Origin of the sequence: Pseudomonas sp. Q2-TVG4-2, from assembly GCF_013620795.1 — a bacterium.
Lineage (GTDB): Bacteria > Pseudomonadota > Gammaproteobacteria > Pseudomonadales > Pseudomonadaceae > Stutzerimonas.
In genome coordinates, this window is sequence record NZ_LGLW01000004.1 from 486,203 (window position 1) to 505,445 (window position 19,243).

General features: G+C 61.6%; 11 protein-coding genes and 2 pseudogenes. 2 read left to right on the forward strand and 11 right to left on the reverse strand.

Translation table 11 applies throughout. The features are described 5' to 3' along the window. The 11 genes and pseudogenes from H3028_RS10520 to fadD2 all read right to left on the reverse strand — a co-directional run bounded on the left by H3028_RS10520 (position 1) and on the right by fadD2 (position 17,905). Complete coding sequence (locus H3028_RS10520; protein WP_181296954.1) at positions 1-1,476, reverse strand: ABC transporter ATP-binding protein; 1,476 nt, start codon at positions 1,474-1,476, stop codon at positions 1-3. Next, complete coding sequence (locus tag H3028_RS10525; protein ID WP_181296955.1) at positions 1,473-2,294, reverse strand: ABC transporter permease; 822 nt, start codon at positions 2,292-2,294, stop codon at positions 1,473-1,475. The genes H3028_RS10520 and H3028_RS10525 overlap by 4 nt, the downstream gene beginning before the upstream one ends. Next, complete coding sequence (locus tag H3028_RS10530; RefSeq protein ID WP_181296956.1) at positions 2,291-3,226, reverse strand: ABC transporter permease; 936 nt, start codon at positions 3,224-3,226, stop codon at positions 2,291-2,293. Before H3028_RS10530 ends, H3028_RS10525 begins: the two co-directional genes overlap by 4 nt. After that, on the reverse strand, positions 3,223-4,764 hold the full coding sequence (locus tag H3028_RS10535) for an ABC transporter substrate-binding protein (RefSeq protein WP_181296957.1): 1,542 nt from the start codon (positions 4,762-4,764) through the stop codon (positions 3,223-3,225). The genes H3028_RS10530 and H3028_RS10535 overlap by 4 nt, the downstream gene beginning before the upstream one ends. Before the next feature lie 420 nt (positions 4,765-5,184). Then, positions 5,185-6,078, reverse strand: a complete 894-nt coding sequence (rarD, locus tag H3028_RS10540; protein WP_181296958.1) for an EamA family transporter RarD — start codon at positions 6,076-6,078, stop codon at positions 5,185-5,187. 60 nt (positions 6,079-6,138) lie between these two features. After that, complete coding sequence (hrpA, locus tag H3028_RS10545; protein ID WP_181296959.1) at positions 6,139-10,248, reverse strand: ATP-dependent RNA helicase HrpA; 4,110 nt, start codon at positions 10,246-10,248, stop codon at positions 6,139-6,141. A 131-nt stretch (positions 10,249-10,379) separates the two neighbouring features. Then, a complete protein-coding gene (locus tag H3028_RS10550; protein ID WP_181296960.1) occupies positions 10,380-11,984 on the reverse strand; it encodes a M28 family metallopeptidase in 1,605 nt (534 codons plus the stop codon). A gap of 370 nt (positions 11,985-12,354) precedes the next feature. Continuing rightward, positions 12,355-13,110 carry a methyl-accepting chemotaxis protein gene (locus H3028_RS21565; RefSeq protein WP_375154404.1) on the reverse strand — a complete coding sequence of 252 codons (756 nt, stop codon included), beginning with the start codon at positions 13,108-13,110 and terminating at the stop codon, positions 12,355-12,357. Positions 13,111-13,260: 150 nt separating this feature from the next. Next, positions 13,261-14,040: pseudogene (locus H3028_RS21570) on the reverse strand (cache domain-containing protein); the annotation flags it as partial. Positions 14,041-14,308: 268 nt separating this feature from the next. Continuing rightward, positions 14,309-15,997, reverse strand: a complete 1,689-nt coding sequence (gene fadD1 / locus H3028_RS10560) for a long-chain-fatty-acid--CoA ligase FadD1 (protein ID WP_181296962.1) — start codon at positions 15,995-15,997, stop codon at positions 14,309-14,311. Positions 15,998-16,216: 219 nt separating this feature from the next. Continuing rightward, positions 16,217-17,905 (reverse strand): long-chain-fatty-acid--CoA ligase FadD2, encoded by a 1,689-nt coding sequence (gene fadD2 / locus H3028_RS10565; RefSeq protein WP_181296963.1) that lies wholly within the window; start codon positions 17,903-17,905, stop codon positions 16,217-16,219. 272 nt (positions 17,906-18,177) lie between these two features. On the opposite strand from fadD2, the gene H3028_RS10570 reads away from it, so the two are divergent. Together H3028_RS10570 and H3028_RS21465 are read left to right on the forward strand one after the other, a co-directional pair. Continuing rightward, positions 18,178-18,648 carry a MaoC family dehydratase gene (locus H3028_RS10570; protein ID WP_181296964.1) on the forward strand — a complete coding sequence of 157 codons (471 nt, stop codon included), beginning with the start codon at positions 18,178-18,180 and terminating at the stop codon, positions 18,646-18,648. Positions 18,649-19,003: 355 nt separating this feature from the next. Continuing rightward, a pseudogene (locus tag H3028_RS21465) lies at positions 19,004-19,243 on the forward strand (pullulanase-associated domain-containing protein); the annotation flags it as partial.

Here is a 19,243-nt window from a genome sequence, read left to right on the forward strand (position 1 = left end):
TCAGGCTCTTTTCACGCTTGGGTAGGACTGCAGCGGAGCTGGCGTGTCCGCGTGCTCGACTGTGCTGATGCTCTGGCTCAAGGAACCCAGTCGAATGCGCTGATCCGATACGGCGTCGATCAATGCTTCGTCGTGGCTCACAAGAAGTACGGCGGTGTCGTTTTCTCTGGCTGCCTCGACCAGCAACTCGATCATTTCCTTTTGGGTAATGAGATCGAGGCGCGAACTGGGCTCATCGGCAAAAATGAACACTGGCTTGAGCAACAGCACGCGCAGCAAGGAGAAGCGTTGCAGTTCGCCGCCAGAGACATTGCCGGGCAAGCGGTTCAAGAGCGAAGGCTCCAGGCGCAGCCGTCGCAGTAGCACGTCGATGCGACTCGAGTCGAGGCGATGCAGGCGAACCAGATCGGCGAGGTTGCGAGCAAGGGTGACTGACGGCGGAAATGCGGAGACAGGGTCCTGGTAGAGCTTCTGGAACGCCACTCGGGGAGCCCCCGACTGAGTCGTCACCGTGCCTTCACGGGCGCTGATCAGACCCAGGATGACATCACCCAGGGTGGATTTTCCGCAGCCGGATGGACCGGTGACACCCACGATTTCACCACGGCGTACGTTGAAGGAGAGCGCTTCAAACAAGGCGTGTCCGCCACGCTCCACCGCCAGGTTGCTAACCTGAACCACAACCTCGTTCTCGAAGGTTGGACGGCTACATGGCGCCCAGCTTTTGGGATCGGCATCCAACAGTTGCCGCGTGTATTCATGGGCTGGCCTGCTGAGCACCTGTTCGGCGCTGCCGCTCTCGATGACCTTGCCCTTGTGCATGATCATCACATCGCCCCCCAGCCGGCGAGCGACCTCGATGTCATGTGTGATGATCAGCAGCGCGCCGCCATTGGCGAGCCCGGCTTGCAGCAGGTCGACGACTTCGCCGATTCGTGCGCTATCCAGACCTTTGGTTGGCTCGTCGGCGATCATTACCTTTGCGCCGCCGGCGTGTGTCGCGGCGAACGCGAGGCGCTGGGCCATGCCGCCCGATAGCTCGAATGGAAACTTCGCCTCTGCGTGTTCCAAGCCCATCTGGGCCATGTCCTTGCGGGCCAGGCGTTGCGACTCGTCCGTGCCTTTGCCGCGTACGTACCGGTAGGTTTCCGAAACTTGTCCCAAGGCACGCATGGTTGGATCGAGGCTTAGCCAGGGCTCCTGCGGCAACACAGCGATGTCACGACCCCATAGCGTCCGGCGCCCGCTGGCGTGGCCTTCTTCGCTGAAGCCACTGCCAAACTCGATCTGCCCGCGGGCATGCAAGCCCGGGGGCAGATTACCTACGACGCCCTGTGCGAACAGACTTTTGCCCGATCCGGTCTCGCCGATGATGGTCAGCACCTGTCCCGGGTACAGCTCGATGGATAATGGCTGCACAAGCTGAGCGGTGGCGGTGCGGATCTCCAGCGCCTCGGTTTTCAACAGTGATTTCACGGCTTGCGCCCCCCGGCAATCAGCATGAGCGACAGAACGATGAGAAAGATCACCAGGATGGGCAGCGCGATGATGAACGGCGCTTCGGCAAAGTAAGGCAGCAGTTCAGTGATCATCAGTCCCAACTCGGCAGTCGGTGGGCGCACGCCGACGCTGACGAAACCCAGTGCCGCGATGGCCATGATGGCCGAGGCGGCTCCGAATGCAGCGATGGTCATCAGGACTGAAGCCAGCTCTGGCCATAGATGCCGACGAATGATGTAGAGCGGCCCGAAACCCAGCAGGCGAGAAGCAGCCACCGCCGGCGATGCCAATACGGTGCGCGACAGAGCCCGCGTCATGCGGAAATACTCGATCCACAGCACCAGCGCGACCGCGCCATACAGGGCCAGGAACGAACCGGGATAGATCGCCACGATCAGCAGAACCAGCAGCAGGCCCGGCAGCGCCATGAACAGTTCAACAAGCAGGCCGAGGCCCTTGTCCGTGATGCCGCCTTTCCACGCGGCAAGGATGCCCAGCATCACGCCGGGCACGGCCGCAGTAACCACGCTGACCAGCGCCAGGCCTAATGACAGGCGGATAGCCGCGGCCAGGCGCGCCAGCATGTCGCGACCGAGATGGTCGGTGCCTAGGGGGTGAGCGCTACCCGGGCCCGACAGGATCGCTGAGTAGTCCTGCTTGGCCATATCCAGGCTCCAGAGCAGCGGTACGCTCACGGCGAAGATCACCAGCAGGGCCAGGATGGCAACGCCGATCAGGCGCGACAGTGCAGGCGGTTGCGGAGCGGCGTCGGCAATAGCGATTTCCAGATTCATGCATCCCTCCGGCGCGGGTCTATCAAGTGGTTGGCCAGGTCGACGCAGGTATTGAGCACCACGAACATCAGCCCCATTGCCAGGGCAGCGCCCTGGACCATGGGAACGTCGCGCTGGACGATGGCATGCACGAGGCCGTGGCCGATGCCTGGCCAGGCGAACAAGGTTTCCACGACCACCACGCCTTCAATCAGGTACACCAGCTGTACGCCCAGGTAGGTCACGACCGGCACGCCGATGTTGCGCAGACCGTGACGCATGAACACCTGGGTAGAGCCGAGCCCCTTGAGGCGCCCGAAGGCGTAGTAAGCGGACGATGCGATAGCCACCGTAGCGTCTCGGGCAACACGCGAGGAGACCGCGGCAAGTCCGAGTGCCAGCGTGAGGGTGGGCAAAACCGTGTGGGCAAAGCTTCCGTGGCCTGCCGATGGCAAGAGCGCCAGCGACACCGCAAAGATCAGCACCAGAATCACGCCCAGAACGAAGTGCGGTATCGCACGTGTCGCGGTGCTCAGCAGTAAAAGCCCGCGATCCAACAAACCGCCTGGACGCAGCCCGGCGATGATCCCCAACGGCGGACCGATGAAGAACGACAGGAGCACCGCACCGACGGCCAGGCGCACCGAGCTTCCCAGTTCGTGGGCAACCATTTCGATAACCGGCTTTCCGGTCACCAGCGAGTTGCCAAGATCCAGCGTCAGCAGGTCACCGATCCACGCCACGAAGCGCCACAGCACTGGCTGGTCCAGATTGAGTTCAGCGCGTACCGCTTCGGCTGCAGCACTGTTGACCATGTCGTAGCCGTAACGGCCCGCGGCGATCCGATAAGCCGCATCACCCGGTAGCAATGTCATCAGCATGAAGGTCAGAGCGCCGACCAGCACCGCAACCATGACCGCCTGCAGCAAGCGAAAGCCCAGCAATCGAATCATTCGGCCCACCGCATCGTGCTGAGGCCGAAGGTGCGCTCGAAGGGATCGATCGCTGCGTTTTCAACCTCGTTGGATACAGCGATGGACTGGCGATACCAGGCGATAGGGATCAACGGCAGATCGTTCTGGATCAGCGCAACGATCTGGTTGCGCAAACGCTGCTGTTCAGCCGGGTCATTGCTTGCCAGCAGGGCGCTCATGGTTTGCTCGAATTGCGGATTGTTCCAACCAAGCGGCCCCCATTCAGCGCCGCCGTCGCTGAAGTCAGCAAGCAGGGTGACCAGTGGGTCTGGCACCAGCGCGTAGTTGCGGCCATACAGGGCCAGCTGCAGGGTGCCTTCGTTGTGTGCCGCAGGGATCGCACTGGCGTTCGCCACCGATACCTCAACGTCCACGCCCACTTCGCGAAGCTGGGCCTGCAGGGCCGTCGCGATTAGCGGAAGCTCCGGGCGATCGGAATAGGTGAGCAATTTGAGGCTCAGACGTTCGCCATCCTTCTGCAGGATGCCATCGGCACCCGATGTCCAGCCCTGCCCCTTGAGAAGCGCTCGCGCAGCCTCGGGATCGTAGACGAGAGCGGGAAGGCTCTCGTCATGCCAGGCCGGTACGCTGTCGGCAAACATCTGCGTGGCACCGGTGCCCGGAGCCCGCAATATGGCAGCCGCAATGCCTTCACGCTGTATGGCCAAGCTGATGGCTTTACGTACCTCGGCGGGCGCGGTGGCGCCGCTGCCGGCACTCGCAGCCAGCACCACCACTCGCGGTACCGGCCCCATCAGTACATGTACGTCCTTGGAGCGCTTGAGACGGGCGATGCTAGGCGGATCGAGCTGGAAGACGAGTTCGGCGCCGTTGCTTTCGGCCATGAGCGAACGAGTCTCCCCGCGGCCCGCAGCCAAATAGGTTGTCTTTTCGATGCTGGGTTTCTCTCCCCAGTAATCCTCGAAGCGATCTGCGGCCAGCCTTTGCGGCGGCTCAAGCAGCGTCAGTTGGTATGGCCCGGTGGCGATGATTTTCTGAACGTTGCCGTCCGCGTCGTAGGCTGCGGTGGCCAGAATGTTCGTCGAGGAGTGAGCCAGGACTGCCGTCAGAGGCTTGAAGGGCTCGGCCAGACGGATGACCACGTCATTGCGTTCTGCCGTAATCGCATTGATTTCGGCACTGCGCAGCATACCGGGCTTGGTGTTCGCCACGCTCAGCGAATGCGCCGCGGCTTCGGCGGTGAGATCGGTGCCGTCATGGAATTTGACACCCTGGCGGATCGTCAGCCGCCATTCCTTTCCATCATCCGAGACGCTCCACTTCTTCGCGAGCGCAGGCAGGGGCTGTCCTTTCGCATCGGCCTCCAGCAGCGTTTCGGTTATCTGCATCCTTTGAAATACGAACCCTGAAATCGCCGGATCCAGGCCGCCAATCTCGAAGGGGGCCACAACGTCGAATACCTTTTCATCGGCCGAGACGGGGCTGCCGCCAACGGTCAACCAAGTGGCGATCGCCGCCGCGAGCAGCGGAAGACGGTGTCTATTTCTGAAATGCATGACGTTCCTTATGAATGTACGCCGCAGGGCTGACCAAGCGTGATGCCGTAGCTGAGTGGTCTCTGCTTCTGTTTGCGCCGGGTCATCCCGAAGCGTTTTTTCGAAGCAGATAATTCTTGCGAGGCTTAGAAAGCACAGAATAGTAGTTCACGTAATAGTATAACGTCTACATTCTGTATGTTGTTGCAGGGCGAGCGGCTGCCGGAGCACCGCGGGGGACATTATTGAAAGCCGGAGGGTACGGAGACGTATGGCACTGGCTGGCATCCGCCGGTACTTAGCAGTGTTGAAGGCAACGCCGGTAGCGCCAGTTTGATCATCTTGGGGGCCGTTGGCGTTAGTTAATGAATGCACCCAAGGCACTTGACTGCCAAAGCATGCAACGCCCAGCGTTGGGTCGAGCCGCCCTCCGATAGAGCGTTAGCCCCGCCCCCTGTGCAACACCCTCGCCCCCTCTGCCACCAGCACCACGATTGCCAGCCAGATCGCGCCGTAGGTCAGCCACTGATCCGGCGCGATGCTTTCGCCGAGCAATAGCGCCACCAGGACCAGCAGGACCGGCTCGACGTAGCTGAGCAGGCCGAACACGGCCAGGTTCAGGCGCTTGCCGGCAATGATCATCAATGCCAGTGCCAAAGCGCTGAGTGCGCCCAGCCCGACGATCAGCAGGAGCAGACGTGGACTCGCGACGAGCTGCTGCAGGGTGTCGGGATCGGCCAGGGCGAAGCTGGTGGCTACCGGCAGGCTGATGGCGAGGTCGATCCACAGGCCACCCAGGTTGGCGGTGCCGATCCAGCGGCGCAGGGCGAAGTAGCAGGGATAGCCGAGCGCGACTGCCAACACTGGCCAGGACGGTGACGAGGCCAGCAACAGTTCATTGCCGACGCCTACCGCCGCGAAAAGACAGGCCAGCCGTTGCAGCCGGCTGATCGCCTCGCCAAAGAGCAGACGGCCGGTCAGTACCAGGGTCAGCGGTAGCAGGAAATAGCCGAGGGAGACATCCAGGCCATAGCCGTTGATTGGCGCCCACATGAATAGCCAGAGCTGCAGGCTGACCAGCACCGAGGACAGCGGCAGTGCCAGCCAGAGCCGCGGTTCGGCCGGCACCCGCACGAGGATCTGGCGGACCTCACTCCAGCGGCCCAGGCCGAGCAAGAGCAAGGCCAGACACGGCGCGGTAAACAGGATGCGCCAACCGTATATCTGCTGGCCGTTCAACGGATCGAGAAGCGTGGTGTAGTAATACAACGTGGCGAACAGCACCGATGCTCCAAGCGAACTGGCCACTCCCGGCAGACTGTTCCGGCCTTCCATATAACTTCCTGGGGTTCTGAGGTTTCGGTGACGCGGACACCGTGACGTCGTGCCCGACCGTCAGGGCTCGACCTGATTCCACTGCTTGTTCAGTCGCTTGTCAGACACCGCCATCTTCGTTCCCAGCTGCTGGGCCCACAGCGATACGCGATATTCCTCCAGCATCCAGCGGTACGACATCAGCTCCGGGTCACGCTTGCCTTCCTGCAAATGTTTCTTCAGCCGCCCCTGGTACTGCTCCCAGTAACCACTTAACTCGCCGGACCAGACGCGATCACGCTGCAGCTGCGCGCCGATCTTTTCAAATCGCTGCTCGATCGCCTTGAGGTAGCGAGGGTATTCCTTCAGCCACTCGCCCGGGGTTTCGCGGACGAATCCGGGATACACCAGATTGGCCAGCTGCGCCTTGATGTCGTTGAGAGCGACCGCCTGAGCCAGGTCGATCTTGCCCTTGAAGCGCTTCTGCAGGCCATGCCAGAGCTTGAGAATCTCCAGTACCAGGCGTGACAGACGCTCCACATGTGGCGTCCAGTCGCCGCGCTTGCGTTCGGCTAGGGCAGCCAAAGCGGCGCCATCGCGGGGTAGCTGAGCTTGACCCTCCAGCACACAACTGTCGAGACTGGCCAACAGGATGTCCTCGACCAGCGCGTCTATCTTGCCCATGTCCCGGTACAGCAACGCCATCTCGGTCAGGCCCGGTAGCTTGTTGCGCAAGTACTTGGCCGGCTCGGCCAGCTGCTGCAGCAGCAGTCGCTGCAGCGCCCGACGATGCTGATAGTTGGCTTCGACCTGGGTCGGGAAGCGCCCCTCCTTGACCACGCCATTCTCTTCTACCAGTGCCGGGTAGACGGTCATCGAGAGCCCGGCCATCTTCGCCTGGGCCTTTTCCGCGACCTCGGCGAACGCCTTGGCCTCCACCGGTTTCTGTTCGGCTTTCTGCTGCGGAGGCGCCAGTGCGGCCTGGCTGGCCTCGTTGAAGCGCGCCGTGAGTTCGACGAGATCACGGCCTTCGCCAAGAAACTTGCCGCGTGCGTCTACCACTTCGATGTTCATCTTCAGGTGGCTTTCCAGCCCCACTGCCGCTTCCGTCCAGGCCTCGTCCGGCACCCTGGCACCGGTCATGCGCAGCAGCTCGCGGCCCAGCGCCTCCGGTAGCGATCCGTCGCCAAAGGTGACCTTGGATAGCGCCGCCTTGACGAAATCCGGCACCGGTACGAAGTTCTTGCGGATCGCCTTGGGCAGGTTGCGCACCAGCGCCACCGCCTTGGCTTCGATCAAGCCCGGCACCAACCAGTCGAGCCGTTCGCCACGCAACTGAGGCAGCAAGGGCGCCGGTACGCGCAAGGTCACGCCATCGCGCGGATGGTTGGGTTCGAAGTGGTATTCCAACGGCAGTTGCAGCTCGCCGATGCGCAGATGGTCGGGATACTGGGCCGCCGTGACTTCGCTGGCGTCGCGGGCCAGCACGTCTTCGTCGCGCATCATCAGCAACTTCGGATCTTTTGCGCTCTCGCGCTTGTACCAAGTTTCGAAGCTGGCGGTCTGGTAGATGTCCTGCGGCAACCGTGCGTCGTAGTAGGCGAACAGCGTGTCTTCGTCGGCAATGATGTCGCGCCGACGAGCCTTGGCTTCCAGCTCGTCGAACAGCTCCAGCAACTCGCGGTTGGCGGTCAGCGCCTTGGCACGACTGTGCATCTCACCGCGCACCAGGCCCTCACGGATGAACAGCGCACGCGCCGCCGACGGGTCGATGGGACCAAAATGCACCGGCCGGCGGGCGACGATGATCATGCCGTACAGGGTGACCTGTTCGAACGCTACCACCTGGCCGCGCTTCTTCTCCCAGTGCGGCTCGAAGTGGTTGGTCTTGGTCAGGTGTTTGGCCAGTGGCTCGATCCAATCGGGTTCGACCTTCGCCACCATGCGCGCGAACAGCTTGGTGGTTTCAACCAGTTCCGCGGCCATGATCCAGTTGGGCTTCTTGCGGCCAATGACGCTGGACGGATGGACCCAGAAGCGCCGTTGCCGGGCACCGAGAAAATCGCCCTCCTCAGTCTTGTGACCAGCCTGGCTAAGCAAACCGGAGAGGATCGCCTTATGCACCGCGGCGTAGCTCTTGGCCTTCTGCGCCGCTTCGCTGGCTTCGGTCTGCTGGGCGAGCTTGACGTTGACCTTTTTGTCGGTGGTGAGCGCAGGGGCGGCATTCGCGGGAGCAGGCTCTTCGTAGGAGCGAGCTTGCTCGCGAAGCTTTGCACCCGCCACCTGTTCGCGAGCAAGCTCGCTCCTACGGGGTTCGGCATTTGCCTTGTGCTCGGCACCCAGCTTCAACTCCCGCACGATCAGCGTCAGCTGCCGGTGGGCGTCCCGCCACTCGCGCAACCGTAGATAGTTGAGGAAGTTCTTCCGGCACCAAGTCCGCAGCGCGTTGGAGCCCAGCGCCTGGCGCTGCTCCTCGAAGCCGCGCCAGAGATTGATCAGCGCAGCGAAATCCGAGTCCGGGTCCTTCCACTGCGCGTGAGCCTGGTCGGCCTGCTGTTGGCGATCGGCTGGGCGCTCGCGCACATCCTGCACGGAAAGCGCACTGGCAACGATCAGCACCTCGGCGATGCTGCCCAGCTGCGCTGCTTCAAGCAGCATGCGTCCGAGCCGTGGGTCAACCGGCAGACGCGCCAGTTGCCGACCCAACGGGGTCAACCGGTTCTCGCGGTTGACCGCCGAGAGCTCCTGCAGCAGGTTGAAACCGTCGCTGATGGCCTTGCCGTCCGGCGGCTCGATAAAGGGGAAATCTTCGATCTGGCCGAGGCGCAGATGCAGCATCTGCAGGATCACCGCCGCGAGATTGGTACGCAGAATTTCCGGATCAGTGAACTCCGGTCGAGAGAGAAAATCCTCCTCGCTGTAGAGCCGAATGCAGATACCCGGCTCGACCCGCCCGCAACGGCCCTTGCGCTGGTTGGCGCTGGCCTGGGATACGGCCTCGATCGGCAGCCGCTGGACCTTGGCGCGGTAGCTGTAACGGCTGATGCGCGCGGTACCCGAATCGATCACGTAGCGGATGCCGGGCACGGTCAGCGAGGTCTCCGCGACGTTGGTCGCCAGCACAATCTTGCGTCCGGCCGCGGGCCGGAAGATCTTCTGTTGCTCGGCTGGGGTCAGCCGCGCATACAGCGGCAGCACCTCGGTGAAGCGCAGGTTCGCCTTGCGCAGCACCTCAGCAGCGTCGCGGATTTCCCGTTCGCCAGGCAAGAACACCAGCACATCGCCGGGGCGTTTGCCGATGCTCTTTTCATGGGCGTCGATTTCGTCCAGCGCGGCGAGGATGCCCTGGTCGACGGTGAGGTCATCCTCGACACGGTTGCCGTCTTCGTCGACTTCTGCTGAAAGAGGCCGATACCAGGTTTCGACCGGATAGGTACGCCCCGACACTTCGACGATGGGCGCACCGTTGAAGTGTTCGGAGAAGCGCGCGAGGTCGATGGTCGCCGAGGTGATGATCACCTTCAGATCCGGGCGGCGCGGCAACAGGGTCTTGAGGTACCCGAGCAGAAAATCGATGTTGAGGCTGCGTTCGTGCGCCTCGTCGACGATGATGGTGTCGTACTTTTCCAGGAATCGATCATGCTGGGTCTCGGCCAACAGAATGCCGTCGGTCATCAGCTTGATCAGCGAGCTTTCCTTGCTCTGATCCTCGAAGCGCACTTGATAACCCACCAGCTCACCCAGTGGCGTGCCGATTTCCTCGGCAACTCGGGTCGCGACACTGCGCGCGGCCAACCGACGCGGCTGGGTATGACCGATCAGCCCATGCACGCCGCGGCCGATCTCCAGGCAGATCTTCGGCAGCTGAGTGGTCTTGCCCGAGCCGGTTTCGCCGGCAATCACCAACACCTGATGCTTTTCCAGCGCGGCCTTGATCTCCTCGCGCTTGGCGGCGATCGGCAGCTGGTCGTCGTAGCGCATGGTCGGCACGCTCTGCCGGCGCGCCTCGACCTTGGCCACCGAGGCCTGGAAGCGCTCGACCCATTGGCTGAGCCGTGCTTCGTCGACTGCGTTTGCGCCCGACTTCTTGCGCAAGTCATGCAACTGGCGACGCAGGCGGTGACGGTCGGCGAACATCGCCTGGTCAAGGTTTTTCAACAGGGTGTCGATAGCGGGCGTTGCGTCGGTCATGGACAGCCGTAGGCGATTTCGTAAGGACCGCAATTGTCGCAGATTTGGCCGGCTGGCCGAAGGCGGATCAGGATGGGACGACCGACGAACGGAGAACACCGCGCCGACGAGTCGGCGCGGTGGTTACACGCTTACTTGATCCAATGTCCCCAACGGGACCTCTCTTGAGCCTGCTGGATCCGCAGGGTGCCGATGCTCTGCTCCGCCGCCGCAGCGATCTGGTCATCAATCATCTTCGTCGACAGCGACAGCCAGCTGGTGGTGAAGGCCAGCGCATCGCCATGCAGTTCCAGCGCCTCGGTGGAGATATTGCCTAGGTCATCGCATTCGTTGTGATAGCACGGATCGTAAGGCTGGTTCGCCGCGCCGCCATAAAGCTGCGATTGTTCCACCGTCTTGATTCCCTCAGCGCCGGTGAACAGACCGCCAAACGCGATGCCGTCATCGAAGAACTGAGCGTAATCGGAGCGGAAGTCGATCTCCGTACCCTCCGACGGCGCATTGCGCAGCTGGAAGTAGGTACGGAACAGCCGTTCGATCGCGGCTGAACCGGGCGGGCCCTGGAGGCCGAAATCCGATCCATCCCCGTCATAGATGAAGTTGGCGTAGTTCGGCGAACCGATCATATCGACGTTGAGGTACGCCTTGATCTGCTGTTTTTCTTCCTCCGGCAGCTGAGTGACGTAGTAAGTCGAACCAACCAGACCGGACTCCTCGGCACCCCACCAGGCGAAGCGGACCTTGTTCAGCGGGTGCGCCTTGCTCATCAGTGTGGCCATTTCCAGCAAGGCGGCGCTACCCGAGCCGTTGTCGTTGATACCGGGCCCCTCGAATACCGAGTCCAGGTGCGCACCGACCATCACCACGTTGTCGGGATTGCCCCGGCGGGTTTCAGCCAGAACGTTGTAGGTCTCCGACTCTTCGCGAATCACATCGACGTTCATGCTCAGCTGTAGCCCTTCGGTCTGGGCCCAGGTCACGCCATTGTCGTAGGTGGCAAACATCACCGGAATGCCGCCCTCATACGTCTCACCGAGGGTTGCGACCATCAGACCCTTACGGTCCTCGGTGTCGCCCTGGTTGAAAATAACCGCACCGACCGCTCCGGCCGCAGCAGCGTTTTCCGCCTTATCCTCAAACGGGCAGGCGCCGCGCTGTATCAGCGCGATGGCCCCCGCAGGGAAACCGGCGAAATCGGCTGGCTCACATCCGCTGGTGGAGGTGTTTCCCAGGCCGGGCGCAAGATCCACCGGCACCACCGCCGCCGTGACGTTACCCGGATCAGTCTGATCGGCATACGTGAAATCTTCCTCCCAGACGTACTGCACCGGTTGCGGCATCACGGCCGCCAGCGAGCCCGGCCCTACCGGGTAGAACGCCAGGAAAGGAAACGCCTGTACTCGGACTCGATAGCCGGCGCGTTCAAGCGTGGTGCGCACGTAATCGACCGAAGCCTGGTAGCCGGACTGTCCGGATGCCCGGTTACCGTCATTCAGGGTGGCGATGTCTTGCAGGTTCTCCAGATGCTTCATTACGTTACTGGCCTGCAGGCAGCGCGGTAGTCCGAGCGGCGTTCCTACCAGCAACGGCGATCGGCACACCCTGGGGTCAGGCTTGCCGGGGGACCAGAAATCATCGAAACGTGCCGTTTCCGCTGATGGCGCAGCCAAGGCTGAAGCGGAAGCGATAAGAGCGAGAGAAGCAACTACCCGACGTGCATTGTTTTTTTTCTGCATGGGTAACTCATCCTTGCAACGAGATTGATGGGCAGGCCGCAAATGGCATGCGCCATCGTCCCCTACGGCACAATCGACCGTTGAAAACGGAGCGTGCGACAGAATGGAGGCGAAGCCGGCCGCGGCGCGCATCGGCGTGCTGCAGTTGGACATCTCAAACGGCTTCAGCACGGCATAAGGGAGGCGCGCTGGCAATCAACAGCCGCTAGAGCGGACGCGGCCATAGGGTCCTAGACCTGGGTTGCGTCGCTTCGGTTCGCACCGTTGCGCCAGACGGCATCACCGCTGGTCGGCTTGATGGGAACCCGACGGAAATCCCGCCGGGAGCCCTCGACAGGGCGGGCATTGCACCCGCCTCGTCGATGATGGGTCAGATACGGAACTGCCCGACCAGGCGCTGCAGATTCTCGGCCAGGCCATTGAGTTCCCGGGAGGTCTGAGCGCCTTCGGCGGCCTCCTGCGCCACGCCATCAACCGCATCGGCGATGTGATGAACGCTGCGGTTGATCTCTTCGGCGACCGCGGTCTGCTCCTCGGCTGCGCTGGCGATCTGGGCGTTCATAGAGTTGATGGTGCCGATCAGCGCGGCAATCGCATCCAGCGATTCGCCCGCCTGGTTGGACTGGGCCCGAGTGCTTTCGCCCTGCTGCCCGGCACGGCCCATGCCTGTTACCGTCATTGCCGTGGTGTTCTGTAGGCGGTCAACCATGCCCTGAATTTCTACCGTACTCTGCTGGGTACGGCTGGCGAGCGCTCGCACCTCGTCAGCGACCACTGCGAACCCGCGGCCGGCTTCGCCGGCGCGCGCCGCTTCGATGGCGGCGTTGAGCGCCAGCAAGTTGGTCTGCTCCGCGACCGCCCGAATCACGTCAAGTACGCCTACGATGCCTTCCACATCTTTCTGCAGCCCGCCTAGCGATTCGCCGCTGTTACGCAGCTCGCCGACCAGATCGTGGATCTGCTGAATGCTGCCGTCCACGATTCGCTTGGCGCCCTGGCCCTGCTGATCCGCTTCCTGAGCGGCTTCGGCGGCGCGCTGTGCGCTCATCGCCACTTCCTGGGCAGCGGCCGACATCTCGTTGATCGCGGTCGCCACCTGATCGGTTTCGTGACGCTGCGCTGCCATCGCCTGCTCGGAACGCTGCGCCTGGCTGGCGACGCTGGCAACCAGCGTAGTCAGCTGACCGGTAGTATTCGAAACCTGTTGAACCAGGCCGTGAATCTTATCGACGAAGCGATTGAACGAGGAAGCCAGATCGCCCAGTTCGTCCTGGCTGGTAACCGGCAGGCGGTGGGTCAGATCGCCCTCACCGGAAGCCATGTCATCGAGCTTGCCCTTTATCAACATGAGTGGTCGTAGCAGCGTGCGGCTCATGGCAGTCGCCAGCAGGGCAATCAGCACCAACAACCCGAGGGCGGAGCCCACCATGACGACCAATAGTTCGTTGATGTCGTCCTGAAACGATTCCCGAGCTGCCTGTACGTCGCGCTCTACCCCGTCCAGGTTGAGAGACGTACCAAAGACCATTTTCCATTTCGGCAAATGCTCGGCATAACCGATCTTCGGGACTAGCGTCGTGCTGCTACCCAGCACAAAGCTGTAATCGACGTAACGGCTACCATCCATCCCGGCCCGAACGAGCTCACGAATGGCGTACTTGCCGCTGGGGTCACGATAATCGTAGAAGCTCTGCCCAATCTTGTCCTTGGTGTTGCCCTGCAGAACCCGCACGCTTTGTTCGTCGTAGCCCCAAAAATAGCCGTCCTTGCCGTAGGAGAGCGTTTCCAGAATGGCCACGGCACGGTCTCGTGCATCTTGGTCATCCGAGGCGGAGCTGTCGTAGATGGGGGCGATCATCTTCCGAGCAAGCTGCACGTAGTTTTCCAGTTCCGCGCGGCGGTCCCGAACGAGATTTGCACGTGTCTCTGCCTCCTGCTTGGTCGCCAATTCCTGCAGCGTGAGCACAGAGATGCCGCTGAGAAGTATGGCCAGCAAGAGGATTGGACCTAACGCGAGGATGAGAAGCTTCGTTTGCAGACGTAATCTGGAGAGCATTAGCTGGACCCTGAGCAGAACTTGAAGGCGGCGAAGGCGCCTGTTTTACGGCGCCAAATTATCGCACCATCAAGGCTATCGGCTAGCCGACAACATAATTGAGGTCCGCTAGGCAAATCGACCCGCACCAGATGACGTCAGGTCCAACGAATGCGGGATAGGACCCGCTCAGGTCCGACCAGACGATAGGCGGGCTCATCGTGATCGAGCTCACCTGCACCGAAACGAAAAAGCCCCGCCGAAGCGGGGCTCTCACTGGCCTGAACCGTTACTTCTGGCCGAGTTTGCGCAATTCTTCGTCGCGCAGCTCACGTCGCAGGATCTTACCGACATTGGTGGTTGGCAGGCTGTCACGGAACTCGACGGTCTTGGGCCGTTTATAGCCAGTGACATTGTCATGCATATGCTGCATGACCTGATCCTTCGTCAGGCTCTCGCCCGGTTTGACAACCACGAACAGCTTGATCGCCTCGCCGGATTTCTCATCCGGAATGCCTATCGCCGCGCACTGCAACACACCCGGCAGGGTGGCGAGTACGTCTTCCAACTCGTTGGGATAAACGTTGAAGCCGGACACCAGAATCATGTCCTTCTTCCGGTCAACGATGCGCATATAGCCGTCGTTCTGGATGATGCCAATGTCGCCAGTCTTCAGCCAACCATCGGTGCTGAGTACCTCGTCCGTGGCCTTCTGCCGCTGCCAATAGCCTTTCATCACCTGTGGGCCCTTCACACACAGCTCACCGGTAGCGCCGAGCGGAAGGTCGTTGCCTTCATCATCGATGACCTTGCACTGGGTCGACGGCATGGGGATACCGATGGTGCCGATCTGGATGCCGCCGAACGGGTTGACCGAAACCACCGGGCTGGTTTCGGTCATGCCGAAGCCCTCACAGATCGAGCAGCCGGTCACTTGTTGCCAGCGCTCGGCTGCCGCCAGCTGCAACGCCATGCCACCGGAGAACGTTGCCTTCAGCGCAGAGAAGTCCAGCTTGCGGAAGTCCTCGTTGTTGCACAGTGCAACGAACAGCGTATTGAGCCCGACAAAGCCCGTGAATCGATGCTTGCTGAGATCCTTGACGAACGCCGGCAGGTCGCGAGGATTGGTGATCAGCACGTTGTGAGCGCCGATCAGCATCATCGTCATGCAGTGAAAGGTAAACGCATAGATGTGATACAGCGGCAGCGGCGCGACCATGGTTTCACAACCATTGCCGAGCTCCGAGCCCATCAGCGCCCGGCACTGCAGCATATTTGCAACGATGTTGCCATGGGTCAGCATCGCTCCCTTGGCAACGCCGGTCGTGCCACCGGTGTACTGCAGCACCGCGATATCGCCGCTTGCCGGACTTACTTCGCGGGCCGTCTTTCCCCGCCCGAGCGCCATGGCATCGTTGAACCTGATGGCCTTCGGCAGGTTGTACGACGGCACCATTTTCTTCACATGCTTGATCACGGCATTGACCAGCAGGCGCTTGATCGCCGGCAGCATGTCGCCGACTTCGGTGACGATGACATGCCTGATGCCGGTTTTCGGCAGGACTTCTTCGGCCAAATGCGCCATGTTGGCTAGACAGACCAGCGCCTTGGCGCCGGAGTCGTTGAACTGGTGTTCCATTTCCCGCGCGGTGTACAGCGGGTTGGTATTGACCACGATCAGGCCGGCGCGCATGGCACCGAATACCACCACCGGGTACTGAAGCAGGTTAGGCAGCTGCACTGCTATCCGGTCGCCCGGCTGCAGGTCGGTGTTTTGCTGGAGATAGGCGGCAAATTCGCCGGACAGGTTGTACAGCTCACCGTACGTCAGCGTCTTGCCGAGGTTACTGAAAGCCGGCTTATCCGCGAAGCGCTCGCAGGACTGTTTGAGCACAGCCTGGATGTTCTGGTACTCATCGGGATTGATCTCGCTTTCGACCCCGACAGGATATTTATCCTTCCAGAAGTTATCGGTCATGAAACCCCCCACTCCTAAGCGACAGCTTTACTGCATATAGCAGCTGTTTTGTTGTGTTTTGTTAATTTTTGTACCGGATTCCGGCCAAAAGCGGATCGAGGTTAGCAGTTTTGAAACGGGCCGAACAGTGGCCGAGCCGGGATAAAAAGACACAAAGTGACTGGCCTGGATCAGCCAGTCACGCAGTGCAAACGGGAGAGGCCGCGTGTCCGGACGATGTCAGGCCTGATCGCGCAGCTCTCTGCGCAGAATCTTGCCAACCGGCGTCATCGGCAGAGAATCGCGGAACACCAAGTGTCGCGGGACCTTGTACCCGGTGAAGTTTTCCCGACAGTAGCCTTGCAGTTCCTCGATGGTCAGGCTGGCGTCGCTGCGTACCACGAACAGCTTCACCGCCTCCCCCGATTTTTCATCGGCGACACCAATGGCGGCGCAGGCGGCCACCTTCGGGTGGGCCATGACCACATCTTCAATCTCGTTGGGATAGACGTTGAATCCGGAGACTATGATCAGGTCTTTCTTGCGATCGACGATGCGCACGAAGCCATCCGCATCGATCACAGCGATGTCTCCGGTCTTCAGCCAGCCCTCGCCATCGAGCACTTCGACGGTGGCTTCAGGGCGTTGCCAGTAACCCTTCATTACCTGCGGACCCTTGACGCAGAGCTCGCCACGTTCGCCAAGCGGTAGCTCATTACCCTCATCGTCAACCACCTTCAGCGCCGTGCCCGGTACGGGCAGGCCGACGGTACCCAGGCGCGACCGTTCGCCATGCGGGTTGGCACAAACAACCGGTGAGGTCTCGGTGAGCCCGTAGCCCTCGGTCACGGTAACGCCTGTCATGCCCTTCCAGCGTTCGGCCACGGCAGAGACCAGCGCGGTGCCGCCCGAGTTGGTGCCCTTGAGGGCGGAAAAATCGATCTTCTTGAATTCCGGATGCGACATGAGCGCGACGAACAGCGTATTCAGCCCGAGAAAGCCTGTGAACTGCCATTTCTGCAGTTCCTTGACGAAGCCGTCGATGTCGCGGGGGTTGGTGATCAGCACGTTGTGGTTGCCGGTCACCATCATGCACATGCAATTCACGGTGAATGCGTAGATGTGATACAGCGGCAAGGGCGCGATCATGATTTCCTGACCTTCCTTTATGATGCTATGCCCCTGCTCATCCAGCTGCTGCATGTTGGCGCGCACCTGCTGCATATTGGCTACCAAATTACCGTGACTGAGCATGGCGCCTTTGGCCACCCCGGTGGTCCCGCCGGTGTATTGCAGCACTGCGATGTCATCTAACGTCAGTGGCGCGGGCTTGAGGCTGTCGCGGCCTCCTTCGCGCAACACGTGCTTGAACGGGATCGCCTGCGGCAGGTTGTAGGCAGGCACCATCTTCTTCACATGCTTGACCGCGGCATTGACCAGCAGGCCCTTGAACGACGGCAGCATGTCGCCGATACGCGCCTCGATAAGCACCTCGATGCCGGTATCGGGTACTACTTCCTGCACCAACTTGCCGAAAGTATTCAGGTACACCAGTGCCCGCGCGCCGGAATCCTTGAACTGGTGCCGCATTTCCCGCGCGGTGTACAACGGGTTGGTGTTGACCACGATCAACCCGGCCCGCAGGGCGCCGAAAACGGCAATCGGGTACTGCAGCAGGTTGGGCATCTGCACTGCGATGCGATCGCCCGGTTGCAAGTCCGTATGGTTCTGCAGCCAAGCCGCAAACGCGGCCGAGTAGCGCTCGAGGTCGGCGTAGGTCAGCGTCACGCCCATGTTGCTGAATGCCGGGCGGTTCGCATGGGTCTTGCAGGAGCGCTCGAACACCTCCACCACCGAGCGGAAGCCCCCCATATCGACGTCGTTGGGCACACCGGCGGGACGTTTGTCGTTCCAGAAGTCAGGTTGCATTGTTATTGGCCTCGTTACCTGAGAGTGTCTGGCCCACTCGCGGCGGGCTGTGGCGAAGTTAACAGCTCCGCATTGCCGCGCAATAGTTCGACTGAGTAAATCAGCGACGTGAATCTCGGCTCACGGCAGCAAAGCCGGAGCCAACCGGGACAACGGGTCCGCAGCGCTCTAGAATGCAGCCGCAAACGCGACCCTCGAGGCCGCGCCACTCATGACCTGTCGGCGGATGCTGTCGCCGCAGCGTCTTTCGTTCCCGCATCAGAGGTTTACGCATGAGCACCCTGAGCAACACGCCCTACTCCGCCCTCGAAGTCGGCCAGACCGCAAGCTTCGAAAAATCCGTCGAGGAGCGGGACATCCAGCTGTTCGCCGCCATGTCAGGTGACCGTAACCCGGTCCACCTCGACGCGGAATTTGCCGCCGGTACGCCATTCAAGGAGCGTATTGCCCATGGCATGTTCAGCGGCGCGCTGATCAGCGCCGCCGTGGCCTGCACCCTACCCGGCCCGGGCACTATCTATCTGGGCCAGACGATGAAGTTCACCCGACCAGTGAAGCTTGGCGACACCCTCACCGTACGCCTGGAGATCCTCGAGAAGCTGCCGAAGAACCGCGTGCGCATCGCGACTCGAGTCTTCAACCAGAACGACGAACAGGTCGTGGACGGCGAAGCGGAAGTGCTGGCACCGCGGCGTGACGAGACCGTCGAGTTGAAGGAGCTGCCGCCGATCACCATCGGTTGAGGCGGCACCTGCCCCAGGCGAGCAAGCTCATCGGCTCGCAGGGAAAGGCCCATAGAGGCGCCATCTCGGCGCCTCTTTTTTTGCCCGCCTGATCGACGTTCAGGTCACACGTCCGGCTGGATTCATGCCGCGCCGGAGGCAATAGCCAACTAAGTTCGTCGAGCATGTCGAATACTAGAGGCCAAGTCGAAAAATCGGGTCGTTTACAGCCCGCCCCAATACGACGTGCAGGCACAAGGTCATTACGGCCCTCGGGTACGCCCCATGACCAGCCCCTGTGGAGGATGCGCATCGGCCTCTACGCATCGACCATCGGGCTGGCGGTACAACAAGAGCAACAACCGGGACCTCAACCATGCTCACACGCTCGATCGCTTTCCGGTGCCTGGCGGCGCTCGCTCTCGGCGGCTCATTGCTGGCCATACGCCCTGCTTCGGCAGCGCCACTCGACCCCGGCCCCGACGAGGCCCCGCTGTATTACCAACGAGCCGACGGCGACTATGCCGGCTGGGGCCCGCATCTTTGGAACACGGCAAGCTGCGGTGGCAGCCGGACCGAGACAAGCTGGGATCAACCCCTGTCCGCAGCCGGCACG

Bases quoted from the DNA above. Each gene is read 5' to 3' on its own strand.
- H3028_RS10525 (WP_181296955.1), bottom strand. From the start codon at position 2,294: ATGAATCTGGAAATCGCTATTGCCGACGCCGCTCCGCAACCGCCTGCA.
- H3028_RS10530 (WP_181296956.1), bottom strand. From the start codon at position 3,226: ATGATTCGATTGCTGGGCTTTCGCTTGCTGCAGGCGGTCATGGTTGCG.
- H3028_RS10535 (WP_181296957.1), bottom strand. From the start codon at position 4,764: ATGCATTTCAGAAATAGACACCGTCTTCCGCTGCTCGCGGCGGCGATC.
- rarD (WP_181296958.1), bottom strand. From the start codon at position 6,078: ATGGAAGGCCGGAACAGTCTGCCGGGAGTGGCCAGTTCGCTTGGAGCA.
- hrpA (WP_181296959.1), bottom strand. From the start codon at position 10,248: ATGACCGACGCAACGCCCGCTATCGACACCCTGTTGAAAAACCTTGAC.
- H3028_RS10550 (WP_181296960.1), bottom strand. From the start codon at position 11,984: ATGCAGAAAAAAAACAATGCACGTCGGGTAGTTGCTTCTCTCGCTCTT.
- H3028_RS21565 (WP_375154404.1), bottom strand. From the start codon at position 13,110: ATGGCAGCGCAGCGTCACGAAACCGATCAGGTGGCGACCGCGATCAAC.
- fadD1 (WP_181296962.1), bottom strand. From the start codon at position 15,997: ATGACCGATAACTTCTGGAAGGATAAATATCCTGTCGGGGTCGAAAGC.
- fadD2 (WP_181296963.1), bottom strand. From the start codon at position 17,905: ATGCAACCTGACTTCTGGAACGACAAACGTCCCGCCGGTGTGCCCAAC.
- H3028_RS10570 (WP_181296964.1), top strand. From the start codon at position 18,178: ATGAGCACCCTGAGCAACACGCCCTACTCCGCCCTCGAAGTCGGCCAG.